General features: G+C 45.4%; 12 protein-coding genes and 1 pseudogene. 9 read left to right on the forward strand and 4 right to left on the reverse strand.

The window, feature by feature from the left end:
• Positions 1-24: 24 nt before the first annotated feature.
• Positions 25-1,581 carry a PTS transporter subunit EIIC gene (locus E2L00_RS20725; RefSeq protein WP_167614896.1) on the reverse strand — a complete coding sequence of 519 codons (1,557 nt, stop codon included), beginning with the start codon at positions 1,579-1,581 and terminating at the stop codon, positions 25-27.
• A gap of 248 nt (positions 1,582-1,829) precedes the next feature.
• Between E2L00_RS20725 and E2L00_RS20730 the strand changes: the two genes are divergently transcribed.
• The gene (locus E2L00_RS20730) at positions 1,830-3,395 is read left to right on the forward strand and encodes a helix-turn-helix domain-containing protein (RefSeq protein ID WP_167614898.1); all 1,566 of its coding nucleotides are present in this window, start codon (positions 1,830-1,832) and stop codon (positions 3,393-3,395) included.
• Positions 3,396-3,581: 186 nt separating this feature from the next.
• Here the strand turns inward: E2L00_RS20730 and E2L00_RS20735 are convergent.
• Positions 3,582-3,908: pseudogene (locus E2L00_RS20735) on the reverse strand (integrase core domain-containing protein); the annotation flags it as partial.
• 650 nt (positions 3,909-4,558) lie between these two features.
• Positions 4,559-5,509, reverse strand: coding sequence for a hypothetical protein (locus E2L00_RS20745; RefSeq protein ID WP_167614900.1), 951 nt, complete (start codon positions 5,507-5,509; stop codon positions 4,559-4,561).
• A 495-nt stretch (positions 5,510-6,004) separates the two neighbouring features.
• Here E2L00_RS20745 and tssB point away from each other — a divergent pair, with 495 nt between their 5' ends.
• From tssB to E2L00_RS20785, 8 genes are all read left to right on the forward strand, one after another.
• Positions 6,005-6,505, forward strand: a complete 501-nt coding sequence (tssB, locus tag E2L00_RS20750) for a type VI secretion system contractile sheath small subunit (protein ID WP_167614921.1) — start codon at positions 6,005-6,007, stop codon at positions 6,503-6,505.
• Between the two features lie 123 nt (positions 6,506-6,628).
• Positions 6,629-7,270, forward strand: coding sequence for a hypothetical protein (locus E2L00_RS20755; protein WP_167614901.1), 642 nt, complete (start codon positions 6,629-6,631; stop codon positions 7,268-7,270).
• On the forward strand, positions 7,267-7,479 hold the full coding sequence (locus E2L00_RS20760) for a hypothetical protein (RefSeq protein WP_167614903.1): 213 nt from the start codon (positions 7,267-7,269) through the stop codon (positions 7,477-7,479). Before E2L00_RS20755 ends, E2L00_RS20760 begins: the two co-directional genes overlap by 4 nt.
• Before the next feature lie 186 nt (positions 7,480-7,665).
• Complete coding sequence (locus E2L00_RS20765; RefSeq protein ID WP_167614905.1) at positions 7,666-10,194, forward strand: type VI secretion system tip protein VgrG; 2,529 nt, start codon at positions 7,666-7,668, stop codon at positions 10,192-10,194.
• Between the two features lies 1 nt (position 10,195).
• Complete coding sequence (locus tag E2L00_RS20770) at positions 10,196-12,217, forward strand: lipase family protein (protein WP_167614907.1); 2,022 nt, start codon at positions 10,196-10,198, stop codon at positions 12,215-12,217.
• Complete coding sequence (locus E2L00_RS20775) at positions 12,210-12,983, forward strand: hypothetical protein (protein ID WP_167614909.1); 774 nt, start codon at positions 12,210-12,212, stop codon at positions 12,981-12,983. The genes E2L00_RS20770 and E2L00_RS20775 overlap by 8 nt, the downstream gene beginning before the upstream one ends.
• Positions 12,984-13,093: 110 nt before the next feature.
• Positions 13,094-13,864: a hypothetical protein gene (locus E2L00_RS20780; protein ID WP_167614911.1), complete on the forward strand. Its 771-nt coding sequence runs from the start codon at positions 13,094-13,096 to the stop codon at positions 13,862-13,864.
• 27 nt (positions 13,865-13,891) lie between these two features.
• Positions 13,892-14,158 carry a PAAR domain-containing protein gene (locus E2L00_RS20785; RefSeq protein ID WP_167614913.1) on the forward strand — a complete coding sequence of 89 codons (267 nt, stop codon included), beginning with the start codon at positions 13,892-13,894 and terminating at the stop codon, positions 14,156-14,158.
• On the opposite strand, the gene E2L00_RS21435 is transcribed toward E2L00_RS20785, so the two are convergent.
• Positions 14,137-14,400 (reverse strand): hypothetical protein (locus tag E2L00_RS21435; protein ID WP_201279518.1); only part of this gene is annotated, 264 nt, incomplete at its 5' end. The genes E2L00_RS20785 and E2L00_RS21435 overlap by 22 nt on opposite strands.

Genomic DNA, 14,400 nt, shown 5'->3' on the forward strand with positions numbered 1-14,400 from the left:
GTATTAAGTTTGGATAAGACGGCTTCATTTACCGGTCATCCCGTCCACAATTGCATTCTTGACAAACTCGACATGAGGGCCAAATACAATGTGAATATGATTATTTTTAGGCAGGAATACGCCGGAGCAACCTGAGTCTTTCAGCCGTTCATGATCCACTAATTGCTGGTTGTACAAATCAATACGCAATCTTGTAATACAATTATCGGCATTTTTTATATTATCCTTACCGCCCAGCCCTTCGATAACCAGCGCTGCAATGTCCGCGTAGCGCTTATCTTTAAGTAACGTGTTGTGTCTTACTTCTTCCTCACGTCCAACGGTCTTGATATTGAATTTAACAATGGAGAAACGGAATACAATATAAAATACGACAAAGTTAACGGCTCCTAGTAATACCAGTTGTATCCAGTTAGTATTGTCATATAACAGGCCAAAAATACCGAAATCAAAAATAGTCCCGCGAATGTAGCCCATCGACACATGCAGGAAGGCCAGCGGCAGCGTCATTAACCCGCAAAGAATGGTATAAACCAGGAATAAACCCGGTGCGATAAACAGGAACGAGAATTCCATAGGTTCGGTAACATTACCCAGGAAAGCGGTTAATACCACAGTCAGCAAAATACCTTTTACGGCCGGGCGATTGACTTTATACGCCGCGTGGTACATTGCCAATCCTATTGCGGGAATACGGAACATTGCATTTAGCATCTCGGCGGGTGCCAGGTAAGAAGAAAGTTTAGGCATCAGCGACCAGTTCGGATCCTGTGGCCCCAAATCAAAAAGGATTTTGTTGGTAGCATTCAGGATGCCGGTATATTTCTGACCATCAATGATATAAGTGCCTCCAGCCTCGGTAAAGCGCACCAATGAATCCAGAACATGGTGAAGACCGAATGGAATTAGCGCTCTGTTCAGGAACCAATAGACCCCTACGCCAAATTTTTCATTCATGACAACAAACGAAATGCTGGTCAGGAAATCGGTGATGGCATTCCATACAAAAGGAATAACCAGCCCGATGGGGATCATCCACAGGAAGGTAATGATGGGTACTGACTTTTTGCCGCTAAAAAATGCGAAAGCTAATGGCAATTCCAGTTTATAGAATTTGTCGGTGACTTTGGCCGCAACCAGCCCGGAAATAATGCCCCCCATCGCTTCCAGCTGCACCGTTTGGATGCCGAGCACCAATCCTTGGCCGACCTCCGATAAATGGGTCTTCGCTAATGAACCGTCTAGTTTCAGCCAGACATTCATCACGATAGCCAACGTAAGGTAGGCCAGCACTGAAGAAAAGACCGCGATGCCTTTCTCGTATTTAGCCACGCCATAAGCTACCCCCATTGCAAACATCAGCGGGATGTTATTAAAGAGCACGGCGGTGATATCTTTCAGGCTCTGTATCGTAAGTTGAACACCCTCGTAGCCAAGAAACGGCGCTTTACTGATGATATAACTTTGCGTGAGAGCGCTGCATATTCCCATAATCATGCCAACAGGAGCCAAAACTGCTATGGGCAGCAGGAGAGAGCGCCCAAAGAGCTGTATCCCGTCCTTTATATTTTCTACTTTCATAATAACCTTTGCTAAACGGTAAATGTAAGGTGGACAAAGACAGAGTGTTCGCGCTCAAGTCTACGTGAGGGGAGGAGGGCATCAAGGTCACTTTGTGAGGCTGCAAAAAATCAACATTTACCCCTAAAATCAGTCTGCTGTTTAGTTGCTGAGCGGGGATTTTAGATGTCTGCTCCGTCACAAATTAAAAAGTTATATGTTGACAATATTATTTGCATGCTTTAGATGATTGAGGTGTTTAAGCGGAGGTGGCTATCAGTATTAACAGTTTCGATATCAGTTTTTTAAGTTATATGCAGGAAAACGGCGAGCTACGCTTCAGCGATACCGTTAGCGTCTTCCCGGGAAAAAGTATTGTCGGCTTAAAAAGAAGCCAGTCGAGAATCAATTACTATTTACCTGATGATAAAAACATCGTCTGCGCCGGGAATGCTTTTCATTGCAGAATTAATTATAAGGAATACGCAAATTTTATTAGTGCTATTACTTTAAATAAATATCTTTCCTCAGAACATGAGCGGCTGACCTTAATATTGTTTTATTGTTTTCTATATGGAACCGTCAATACCTCGAAACTTTACCAGGATATCGGCGTTAGCCTCAGTACCAAAAAGAAAGACCTTAAAGTCCTGGTCGATTATTTGTCGCAGTTTGATCTGCATGTGGAAATTATTAACCGCAAAGGGATCAGGATCGGAGGGAATGAACTGGCATTTCGCATTCTGATTATGAAGATTATTGCATCCATATGTGAGTTGAATCAGTTGGATCAGTTTATGCCGCGCATAGCCAACAACCCTTATGAAAGGTTGATGTACCAGGGGTTAAGTGGGGATAAAGTGGTTCAGTCTGTTCGGTACCTGGATACCTTCAATGAGATTTTAAATCAATATCAGTTAAATCTTTCCTATCCAGGAAAGAAACTGCTACTCATTTACCTGATGATACTGGAAAAAAGACTGACCATCGATAATACGCAATTAAGCTTGCCTGCGATGAGAATCGCATTTCCTTTGCAGCCGGTGCTAAACAGTCCTGCGGAAAACGTTTTCATTAACCATTTTATAAATTCGCTTGACCATAATTATTACAAAGTAATCTATATCGATATTATACTGTACCGTACGGTCACGCAGTTTGTTCAGAGCGTGCAGGAGAAAATGATTACGGGTATTAGCCATCATCGAGAGCTTTATGATGAGATATATATTTATATTCAAAAATGTATTATCCGAAAAACCTATTTATATGATGTACCTGACGTTAACTTACCGAAGACTCAGAAGCATTATCCCGGTCTTTTTTCCTACGTTGAAGATGCCATAACCTGGACAGAAAAGCTTTATACTGTTCGATTTGATAAGAATCAAATTGCCACTTTAAGTTTGATTTTAAAGAAATTTATTATTAACAGCAAGATGGCGGGTCGCAACAGAAAAAACATCGCTATCGTCACCACCTCAAGCATAGAGAAGGTGAAATTTTTCGCGGCAAATCTGAGGTGCTATGTTGATATCGGGGATTGTTTTAATGTAAATATTAATGAAACCTATAAACTGGAAGACTCGGATCATTTCCTGACCATCGTTTTTTCAAATCGTATTAGCATGCTGTTGCAGGATAAAAATATTCCCCATCTTAAAATAAATTATTATCTGCAGCCTACCGATATTGATAAACTAATAACCGCAGGTTTATCCAGTAATATTAACAGGAAAATCAACGCGGAGGATTTTTCTGCTGACATATTGAATATTCCCCGAAAGGATCTTGCGTTATATCTGCAAGAAAAATATGGCGATCATTTTGCATGAGCGTCATAAAGGCTAACAGGAGGCCGATCCTCATTCGTCCACGCCGCTGCGCCTTTAGTGAAGCAATCAGTGTGGACTTACCTGGCATTAGTAGTTACGGCGTAGAATTAATGAAAATTTACTCTTTACAGGAAACGAAGCAGAAGGAAGGAGTACTAAATAAATAGCAGCCTTTTTTAGGCCTGTTTCATTCAGTGTACTGAACTGATAAAAAGCCAGTATTTCTGTCCTGTACGTCCGGTTAAACCGTTCGATAAAGGTGTTCTGTGTCGGCTTTTCCGGTTTAATAACTTCCAGTATTACACCATGTTCTTCAGCCTATTGCGTCAGCGACAGCAGCTCATAGCTATTATTCACTTGTAGCTTCAGTGGATATCCGCGATTTATCACTATCCTGTCCAGCGTCCTGACCAGTTTCTGGCCCGAAATATTCAGATCGGCCTCAATCGCCAGGGCTTCACGGTTAAATTCATCCACCGCTTTGAAGGTTCGAAAGCGTCTGCCACACGTCAGCAATTTCGCCGGGGCGGAGGGAAAACCAGATACACACCGGAAAAGATTCACGCTTCAGTAGCTGGAAAAAACTTTCTGCAACTGCGTTGTCGTGGCAGTTACCACGACGGCTCATACTGGCCTCTAAACCCGTGGCGATTCATTCATTATTTTCTCCTTTATCAGTAAAATACTCTGGATGGATTATTGTTGTGGTTGTCAGTTATGCATAACCGGGCTGGTTCGCAGAAAATTATGCACTTGTTACAGGATGGTGTAATGAATAATCAAAACCGGTGCGAAACAGTTTTGCCTGATGAATAGGAACGGTGAAACAGATGAAATAATAATGTGTTCATGTGGAGGGGGATGTCTGGCTATTTCTTGTTTGTGGCCGGTTATCTTTAATTTCAGGGGACATTATCCTTATGGATAAGATGCGAATGTCTTTATCCGGTGGTGGCTCATCCCACTGGTAATGCAGACTGTTGTTACTGAATTACCTGCCGGGCCAAGTTCATTCCCCGCCAGAGAGGCCTCCGGGGTCGGATTCAGCCTTTCTGACGCGTTTTTGCCCGCTGGCTGGCATTCTTTACTGACGAGAGTGAGCGTTCCGGGAACAATTTTTGCAGTTCCGCAAAGGAAAGATGCAGATGCGCGTTGAGACGTTGTCATTCCTCCGCTGACCATGGCTTGCGCAGCGTGTTGTTTGCCATGTGAATGCCCAGTTGAAAGGCTTTCTGACCCACGACTTTTGCTGACCGGCCGCTCAGACGCCGGGCAACGGCTCCCCCTTCCGCCGGGTAGAATTCCCGGAGGGTTTGTATTTCTGATGCCGTCCAGTCGCTGAGCGGGCGGGACAACCCCAGCTTGCGAGCCAGAGTGAACACCGACGAGCGGGACCGGCCCGGTAGCATCGTCAGAATGCTGTCCATGGTTTTGCTGGTTTCGTACCAGCGGATAAGGATAGCTTTCTCATCCTCGTGCCAGGCGGTGGTCACCGGTTTGCTGCCGGCCGGTACTGTCGGGAGCGCAACAGCGCCTTTTGCCCGTTTCAGACGAGTGAGGGCGTTTTTGATGGATGACAGACTTCGGTCGGGAAACATCGCCAGCAGATCCAGAGGTGAACGATGCCGGTTTTTACGAAGTAACAGCCATTCCTTCTCATCCCACTGACGAGCCAGGGTATGGCCCGGCGACGCGAGGCCGAGTTCACGGGCTTTATGGCGGATGGCTTCATCTGTTTTATCCGGTAAACGACGCAGTATTTGCTGGCCTTCAGAAGGGTAGTGGTGATTCAGGCAGCTCAGTTCAGCCTGAGACCAGGCGTTTTCAGGGCGCGATAATCCCATTTTGCCTGCCATGGCCATCACGGCGCTACGGTTTCTGCCCGGCAGCATGGCCAGGATGTCCTTTACTGGTTTGCGGTTGCCGTAATGGCGCAACAGGACTTCTTTTTCTGCCTCTCTCCAGCGTGGTGCTTTATTCTCTGCGCATTCAAGCCGTATGGCCATCCTTTTTATCGACATGGCTGTCCTGCCCAGGCGAGCGGCGATATCGGCCAACGCCATGACCCGGTAATGCGTTTTCACGTAGTGCATTTCTGCGAGGGTCCAGCACATTCTGTGATTTCTTGCTTCAGGAGTGGTACCCACTTTTACGTTCCCGCATCTGTTCGCCTGCCCGTTATCATTCCCGTCTTAAACGATAATCAGCCCGGGTGAATAATTACTTTGTTAATTAATAATTACGTGTCTGAATTAAATGCAGTTATCGAAACACGTCATTATCGCACAAAATATATGCACGGCAGGCGTGATGCAATCGTTATTGACAATAAGCTGCCTGACGCTGTCTTTAGGATATTTCCAGCATGTGCTGTTATCTACTGGTACGAAAAGTCTTAATAAATGAATTTGAATCTTTTAGAAATTTTTTTCTTAAATGAGATAGGGTGCGGTTTTCCTGAGGAAATATATAATAACGTATGCAAATCGGTATTGTCCTGTTTACATCCTGAATATGCAACGCAATAATAAACGGCCTGCCGTTATATCTGATGCATGCCCCCTGAACTGGCAGGACGCCCAATAAAACATGAAATGGAGAACAAGTGGATGTCCCAAAGCTTCCAGAATGAAATCCCGAAGGCGCGCGTTAATATTTCGTTAGATTTACATACGGGAGGCGCGCAAAAAAAGGTTGAAATCCCTCTTAAGCTACTGAGTATTGGTGATTTTAGTAATGGAAAGGCGACCGGTACACTGTCCGAAAGAAGTAAAATAAATGTTAATAAAAACAATTTTAATTCAGTTCTCTCTGAACTGAACCCGGAAGTCAGCCTCACCGTAAAAAATACCCTCGCCGATGATGGCTCTGAAGACAATGTCCGTCTGAGCTTCCGGGATATGAAAGACTTTGAGCCGGAGGCCGTCGCCCGTCAAATTCCCCAGCTGAAAGCGATGCTCGCCATGCGTAATTTATTGCGCGACCTCAAATCGAATCTTCTTGATAACGTCACGTTCAGGAAAGAGCTGGAGAATATTCTTAAAGACCCGGCGTTACCGGCGCACGCAACGTCGACAGCCTGCTCAATCAACAAATTCTGCCGGTGCTGAGTCAGCAGCTGCTGACCCACATGGCCGCGAAACAGAAACCGCACTCCCTGACGCTCGGCTGGAGTGAGGAAGAAGGGATTGGGCTGGAGTTTGATTAACAGGCTTATCTAAAGGGTAACAATTATGGACAGCGCAAAAGAGATTGCCAGAGATATGCTTGAGGCCATTAATATTGATGGCTCTGGTTTTTGGGGCGCAATAGGAAAAGGTTTTATTTCATTTCCAGTCAGTCTTGCCTATCTGGGGTATGATTTTATTGATACTGAGCATCGCAGGGATAATCTGGATGATAAATTCAGGCTGGCTCGATTGGTTAAAAAAGGAGTATTTAATCATCAGGTTATTGAGCAAATCATTAAGATCTCTCTCGAAGATTTTATTTCACACATTCACGCCGAAAAAATATCTTCTATCGTGAAAAATGTTTCTGGTTCGTTCATGGGGAAAATGGCGTTTACTGAACTAACGGGTGTGAAGCTGGGCGAAGCAATAGCATCCAGAGGTGTATCAGCCTTTTTTGCCGGAAGTTTGGCTGGTTTATTATTATCTGTCGGTGCTGAAACATCCAGAGCAATTTATACATCAAGAGACCTCGAAGACAGAAATCCTGTTTTGCACAATAAACTCCGACGTCTTGGTGACCTGGATCTTCTTTATTTTATTGTTGAAGATATCGTTAAGCCTTTTGAAAAAGCCTGTGAGGTCGGAAACAGAAATCCTGCCGAGTTTGATAAGGTATGCGAATACTTTTTTGGAGGGTTATGAAAATCAAGGTGGTTTTTCTGGTAATTCTTTCCCGATTAATTCGCGGGGCGGGGATGGGGCTGGGTGTTTCTGGTATTGCATTTACTATTTGGTTTTTTTTCTTATCTTCAAGCGAATCCAGATATTTTTGGGGTATGTTTTCGATAGCAGAATTTTTTGCAGGCTATCTTATATATCGGTTCGCTTATACATATGTTTATGATGAATAATCGTAGGGTTTTGTCACCCCCCTGGAAATCAATCAGGAAGATATTTACAACGTTCCACCAACAGGCATAGAGATAACGTGGCTATACGGTGGAGTCGCTAAATAAAATAATTTAAACCTTATGTCGTTGTCTTTCTCTCCATCACTGGTCATTCAGGATGCTGAAATATTACACGGAGTAAAGATCGTGAGCCTGACAGATACACTGAGTAGTTTAATCCAAACCCCGCTAAACCGTTACCAACTGGATATTCCATCGTGTGTGGCAAATATTGACGTGGAAGGTTTCAGCGGCTCAGAAGCGATGAGCGCGCTGTACAGCTACACCATCAACTTCACCAGTGCCGACAAGAACATTGATGCCCGCCAGATGCTGAGCAAGCCGGCGACCCTGACCATGGGGGCGGGCAACCTGCTTTCCCTGACGGAGCGCAAGGTGGTTCATGGGGTGGTGACGCATTTCGAGCGTACCGGTGGTTCAGCAGATGAAGCGCAGTACTGCATTGTGCTGGAGCCGTTTCTGGCGCTGCTGGGCAATCAGTTCCGTACACACCGCTTTTTCGTCAACAAGTCGGTACCGGAAGTGATCGCTGAGGTGCTCACGGAACATGGTCTGAAAGGCTGGGAGTATGAGTTTACCCTCAAAGACGGCTATCCAAAACGCGAGCAGATTAACCAGTACCAGGAAAACGACCTTGCGTTCATTGAGCGCCTGCTGGCCGAAGTGGGGATATTTTACTTTTTCACTCTCCAGCCAGACACCCAGACTGAAGTGGTGCACTTTGCGGACAAGCAAAGTGCCTGGACATTCGGTAAAACGCTGCCGCTGAACAGCCCGTCAGGGGCGAATGATAATGCGGCCGACTCGGTGTGGAATGTGCACATCTGGCATAACGTGGTGGAGCGTTCAGTCACGGCCAGCGACTACAACCACCGCGAAGCACAGAATATCCTGACCTCTGTTCCGGCGGACATGACCCGCGGTGACGGGGAGGGGAACACCTACGGTGATGTGTATCACTACCGCCCACGTCATCTTGAACGTGGCGATAAAATCACGCCGACGGCAGAAACCGGTAACTTCTGGGCGCGTCTGGAGCATGAGCGGTTCCTGTCCGGGCAGACCACTGTGACCGGTAGCAGCACCGACCACACTCTCGGCCCGGCGCAGGTACTGACTATTACCGAAATGGCTATCCCGCCAACGCTGCCGCGTGAAACGGAGAACGGTGTTGTTATTATCCGCACAGGCTACTACGCCAGCCGTAAGAATGCCCTGAAAGTGACATGGGTAGCGATGCCGTATTACGAGAACCGTTGCTGGCGTCCTGCCGCTAAAAAGCGCCCGGTGGTCAGTGGTACGCTGATGGCCCGCGTCACCAGCGCGAAAGACAACGATATCTACGCCTGGCAGGATGCCTCCGGGATGTATCGGGTGAAATTCGATGCTGACCGCTACGACAAGCGCCAGGGCATGGAAAGTATGCCGGTACGTTTTGCCAAACCCTACGGCGGTGACAAATACGGCTTCCACTTCCCGCTGATACAGGGCACTGAAGTCGCCATTGCGTTCCATGAGGGCGATCCGGATCGTCCGTATATTGCCCATGCTCTGCACGACTCCCGCCACGTTGACCACGTCACTGAAGCCAACAGCACGCGCAACGTTATCCGCACAGCCGGCCTGAACAAACTGCGGATGGAGGATAAGCGCGGTGAAGAGCACGTTAAGCTCAGTACGGAGTATGGCGGCAAGACCCAACTGAATTTAGGGCACAACGTCAATGCTTCCAGGGTTCTTCGTGGCGAGGGGGCAGAGTTGCGTACTAACGACTGGGTCAGCGTCCGTGGTGGTAAGGGCGTTTTGCTTACTGCAGATGCTCAGCCTGACGTCGGCAGTAAAATGCTTGAAATGGACAGGGCTGTAGAACAACTGGAACAGGCACTCACGCTGGCAAGAAGCCTCCAGGCAGCAGCGAAAGGGGCACAGGCAACAGTATCTGACATCGACAGCCAAAAGACGCTAAACAGCTCACTGAAATATCTGAAAATGCCAGGAATGCTGGCCAGTGCACCTGCTGGTATAGGTATTCTCAGTCCTGAGGCTGTCCGGCTTGCTTCAGGCGGAGCAAGTATTGGCCTCATGTCAGGTAAAAACACGGATATCAGCACCGGGCAATCGTTCACTGTGGCGGCAAGCGAGGCTGTAAGTTTGTTTGCACAGGCTGCAGGAATGAAAATGTATGCAGGGGCAGGGAAGGTTGATATTCAGGCACAAGCTGACGCCATGAATGTCTCAGCATTACAGGACATCACTGTCGCCAGTGGTCAGGGAAGCGTGAAGGTGAATGCCAGCAAGGAACTGATTTTAAGTTGCGGTGGTGCTTATATAAAGCTTAGCGGCGGGAATATTGAACTGGGATGTCCGGGAAATATTTTGCTGAAAGCGACCAATGTTAATCAGACAGGTCCTGCCAGTTTAGATACACCACCAGTGACTTTTCCAAAAGGGTACAGTGAAGGGTTTATCACAACATCATCGGCCAGCGGAGCAGTAAAGCCTTTCACCACATATAAAATTACAACGGCTGAAGGGGAGGTTTATGAGGGCATTTCCGGTGCAGAAGGAGAGACTTCTCCAATATTTACGTCTATGCCATCGCAGTTAAAAATCGAATATCCGCGAAATATTGCTGATAGCCAGGAGGGCGAATAACATGACTACCGCTGTATCCTCACTCTGCCGTAAAAACCCCCATGCTCCATGTGACGAGCAAATGCCCTACTGGGTCGAATTTCAACTGGTTGATGAGCAGGGCGATCCCGTGGTGAATATGCCATGGACTGTTGAAAGTGCTCATCCTGTTTCCGGGCCGGTGGAGGGATTCACTTATTCTGGTCAGAGCGATGCTGACGGGCTAATCAGGGTCGACATGCCGCACGGTCTGGAGCTGAGGCTGACGTTAGATGGCAATCAACTGGCCAGGGAAATGGAAAAACGTGCCTTACGCGTTAGCCGCGATGCGGAAAATGATTCTGTTGTGCGTCCTGAAGCTGAAGAGAAAGGGTATATCTGGCATTATGCCATTATCGGTGAACTTTGTCAGAGTTCACCAAACCTAGAATTAAGACCTGGGGAAATGTTACCTGCATACCACTTTCCTGCAAAAACAGCATTTAAGGGATTTAAATTCCGAACGAATGAACTTGAAAAGCGTCATATAATAGAAATATGCCCTTTCAGAGCATGGGAGCTTGTTCTGCATCATCAAAAGGACTATTCCATTGCGAACGGAATTAATCTTGGTGCGGCAGCAACGCTTGCCTATGCAGACGACAGTACTCTGGATACGGTGTCAATTACACGCTTTTTTATTAACCAGTGTCAGGATCTTTCACGCTTACCTCAGCTTTATAAAGATGGTTCCGCATGGAATATGCTAGTACAAGATGTTCCCTTTAGTGAACGGTATTACCCCCCGGTATTTATGGATACCTCACGAGACACGTCACCTAAGGAAGACGAGAAGGACCCACTTGGAACAGCACAGAGAGAGGATGATACCGCTACAACAAAGGCAGACGGTGATACGCAGCTTTATTATGTTTATAACGCGGATAAGGTGATTGTCGCTTGGCGTGGAACGGCCAGTTTGTTTGATGTGGGGACGGATCTTGCGTTTAGGCCGATAAATTCAGAATTATGCGATATAGATAAAACGCAATGCACTCCGTTACTACCTGCTGGGAAAGTGCATACTGGGTTCTGGAGTGGATATAACAGAGTTGAAAAAAAATTTAGTAAAGAAGTTTCAAAATTTGAACAATTGGCAGGTGAGCGTGAGCTATTTATTTGTGGCCATAGCTTAGGGGGCGCGCTGGCATTAATACATTCGGTAAAGTTAAAGAATGTTAATCCAGTTCTTCATACCTATGGAATGCCACGAACTTTTACACGTAATGCAGTGATGCAATTGTCGGAGATTACCCATTACCGTCATGTGAATGATAATGATCCTATTCCAGCCGTACCCGCAGAAGCCAACCTTGATAACGAGTTATATAAAATATGGGGATGGTTTGGTGAAACGCTGGGCTTTTTCTGGTCATTGGGTGAGCTTCTCGCTTACCAGATGGTTGCCTGGGGAGACTGCTTCTGGCACCACGGCAATACGGTTGCCTTTCTCACAGCCACACAGAGCCGGGAATGGAATGAGTGTAAGAGGGATCTCCCAACTCCTGCAGGGTGCATTACCATCAGAAATCCACTTCCACTAAAGGCTAAGCTTTATCTGGTACCCGCTCTGGCGGAACAAGAGATGCAACAGGCCGGTAAGAAACAGAAAGAATTTAAAGCATCATTGACGCAATCGGATTTAAAAAATTTCTTCCCTAAAGGTAGCAACCCGGACAGAGGGATTAATTTAAATATTTTTGAACACCTTATGACGTCCTATATGCCCTATATGTATAACAAGGTGTTAGAGTTGATTGATAATGCCGGCATAGTGGAAAAACGCACATTTACTGAGCACCGGTATAATGTGGATGCATTCAGGGAGCAGATGGCAGAAAATAAAAATGATATACCGAATGATGAATTATCCAGAAATGAAATTTTCCTCAATATAGAAGGCTTGTTGGGAATATCGCTGACTCCAACATTATCTATGCCGTCTGGCAATGATACGCTTTTGCGGTTTGCTCAATATGGAGAAGAGGTAATGGAAAATGTATAATCAATCAAAAATTATTCTGCTTTCCCTGGTGTTGTTTTCCTCTGCAGGATGCAGTGTTAGCCAGGCCGTTAACAAGACGTTATCTCCACCGCCAGATACAAAATGGGTCAATTTTGAGATAAAAAACCCTTCTCAGTATACGAAACCGTTTCCTCTTGAGGTCAGATACATCTCGTATGAATGTAAGAAAAAAAGAATCAGTGGATTTGATGGCTCAGTTATTACGGAACCCAGCTATAACGTTATCGGGATCCCCATGCAGCAAGAGAGCGGGGATATCTGGAAAGCAAAAGTGGCTATGACCGGTGGCGGTTCATGCAAATGGACGTTGAGTGCGGTCAATTTAGGTATCGAATATATAGATGCTATACATCTTGGCAAAGATCTTGTTCCTGGTACGGCGGTGGGGGTGTCGCTCGCTTTTGATAATGATGCCTCCAGAAACGGGCAGTATACTGCAACTTTTGGTGATTTAAATTTATCTCCAAAATATTATCCATATATAATAGAGTGGAAATTAATTCGTAATAGGAATGACTTAACTCTTTTAGGCCAGCATGACTTTATTTTAAGTCAGGTTACTAATGTAAATAATATAAAATTTGAGCCGTTATTGGATGAAAGTAAAATAATTAGATATATTGAGCCTGAAAAAAAGATCAAAGGTGTTCACGCTAAAATAATATATCCAGATGGCAGTGTTATATCCGATGGCACTGTGTTTCCTGATTTTGATAAGATTGATAAAATGAATGTTAAAAAGTAAAAATGATAGCGTTTTTTTTTGCTAAACGTATCAGGCTAATTAATTGTTATAATTACAGGCCTGTAACGCGTTTTTATGATTTTTTTGATATAGAGCAGAGGTAATGAAAAATGTCTAATCAATCAAAAATTATTCTGCTTTCTCTGATGTTATTTACTGTGGAGGGTTGCAGTATGAGCCGGGCCGTAAACAAAACGTTATCTCCACCGCCAGATACAAAATGGGCCAATTTTGAAGTAAAAAACCCGTCTCAGTATACAAAACCCTTCCCGCTGGAAGTCAGATACATCTCGTATGAATGCATGAAAAAGAGAATCAGTGGCTTTGATGGCTCTGTTATCACAGAACCCAGCTACAACTTTATTGGAATCCCCATGCAGCAAGAGAGCGGGGAGATCTGGAAGGCAAAAGTGGTCATGACCGGTGGCGGTTCATGCAAATGGACGTTGAGTGCGGTCAATTTAGGTATCGAATATATAGATGCTATACATCTTGGCAAGGATCTTGTTCCTGGTACGGCGGTAGGTGTGACCCTCGCCTTTGATAATGATGCTTCCCGAAATGGACAATTTACCTTTGTCACTGGAGATGTAGATTTATCTCCGAAATATTATCCTTATATAAGAGAGAAGAAAATAGGGGGGGTAGAGAATAGCTTATCTCTAATTGGTAAAAAAGATTTCCTGTCATTGCGTGTTGGTGAGATTAGTTCTGTGAAGTTTTCCCCTGAACTAGATGAGAGGAAAATAACAAGTTTTGTCGGGTTAGAGAAAAAAATAAAAGATAAATATCCAAAAATCATTTATCCGGACGGGAGTGTTGCTCCTGAAAAAACTCTTTTTCCTGATTTTGATAAGATCGACAAAATGAATGTTAATTGATTCTTATTTATTTTTCGAGTATTCAACATGACAAAAGGCTTAGTTTTGCTTGGTGACAATACTTCTCACGGCGGAAAAGTGATCTCCGCCTCTTCCAATATTACTGTCGACGGGAAAAAAGCCGCATTAGTGGGTGATATGGTGAGTTGTCCGGTAGATGGGCATGGAACTAATCCTATCGTGGAAGGATCACCGCACCGGACATTTAACTGTCGCGCTGTTGTCGTCGATGGTTGTAAATGTCAGTGCGGTTGTACTGTAATTTCAAGTGCTCAGAACAGCACCGTAGGATAATCAATGGGCTGGGAAAGGACGAAAGCAACAACGATGGAGTTGCCTCCTGAACCATCTTTTACGGGATGGCTGTTGGCTGGTGCTGTTGCCGCGGTTGTGGGTATTTTGCTGTTTATTCTGTATGCGTCAGGCATGGTTAAGGCACTGGCTGCATTCAATATCTGGTGGCTGGCATCCAGCCCGATTCTTGGCTGGTTTTTCCTGTTTTGTTTGCGGGGGTGGCTGTGGGGCAGAACCGTCAA

This window comes from Cedecea colo, assembly GCF_011808225.1.
Classification (GTDB): domain Bacteria; phylum Pseudomonadota; class Gammaproteobacteria; order Enterobacterales; family Enterobacteriaceae; genus Dryocola; species Dryocola colo.

Bases quoted from the DNA above. Each gene is read 5' to 3' on its own strand.
- E2L00_RS20725 (WP_167614896.1), bottom strand. From the start codon at position 1,581: ATGAAAGTAGAAAATATAAAGGACGGGATACAGCTCTTTGGGCGCTCT.
- E2L00_RS20745 (WP_167614900.1), bottom strand. From the start codon at position 5,509: ATGTGCTGGACCCTCGCAGAAATGCACTACGTGAAAACGCATTACCGG.
- tssB (WP_167614921.1), top strand. From the start codon at position 6,005: ATGTCCCAAAGCTTCCAGAATGAAATCCCGAAGGCGCGCGTTAATATT.
- E2L00_RS20755 (WP_167614901.1), top strand. From the start codon at position 6,629: ATGGACAGCGCAAAAGAGATTGCCAGAGATATGCTTGAGGCCATTAAT.
- E2L00_RS20760 (WP_167614903.1), top strand. From the start codon at position 7,267: ATGAAAATCAAGGTGGTTTTTCTGGTAATTCTTTCCCGATTAATTCGC.
- E2L00_RS20770 (WP_167614907.1), top strand. From the start codon at position 10,196: ATGACTACCGCTGTATCCTCACTCTGCCGTAAAAACCCCCATGCTCCA.
- E2L00_RS20775 (WP_167614909.1), top strand. From the start codon at position 12,210: ATGTATAATCAATCAAAAATTATTCTGCTTTCCCTGGTGTTGTTTTCC.
- E2L00_RS20780 (WP_167614911.1), top strand. From the start codon at position 13,094: ATGTCTAATCAATCAAAAATTATTCTGCTTTCTCTGATGTTATTTACT.
- E2L00_RS20785 (WP_167614913.1), top strand. From the start codon at position 13,892: ATGACAAAAGGCTTAGTTTTGCTTGGTGACAATACTTCTCACGGCGGA.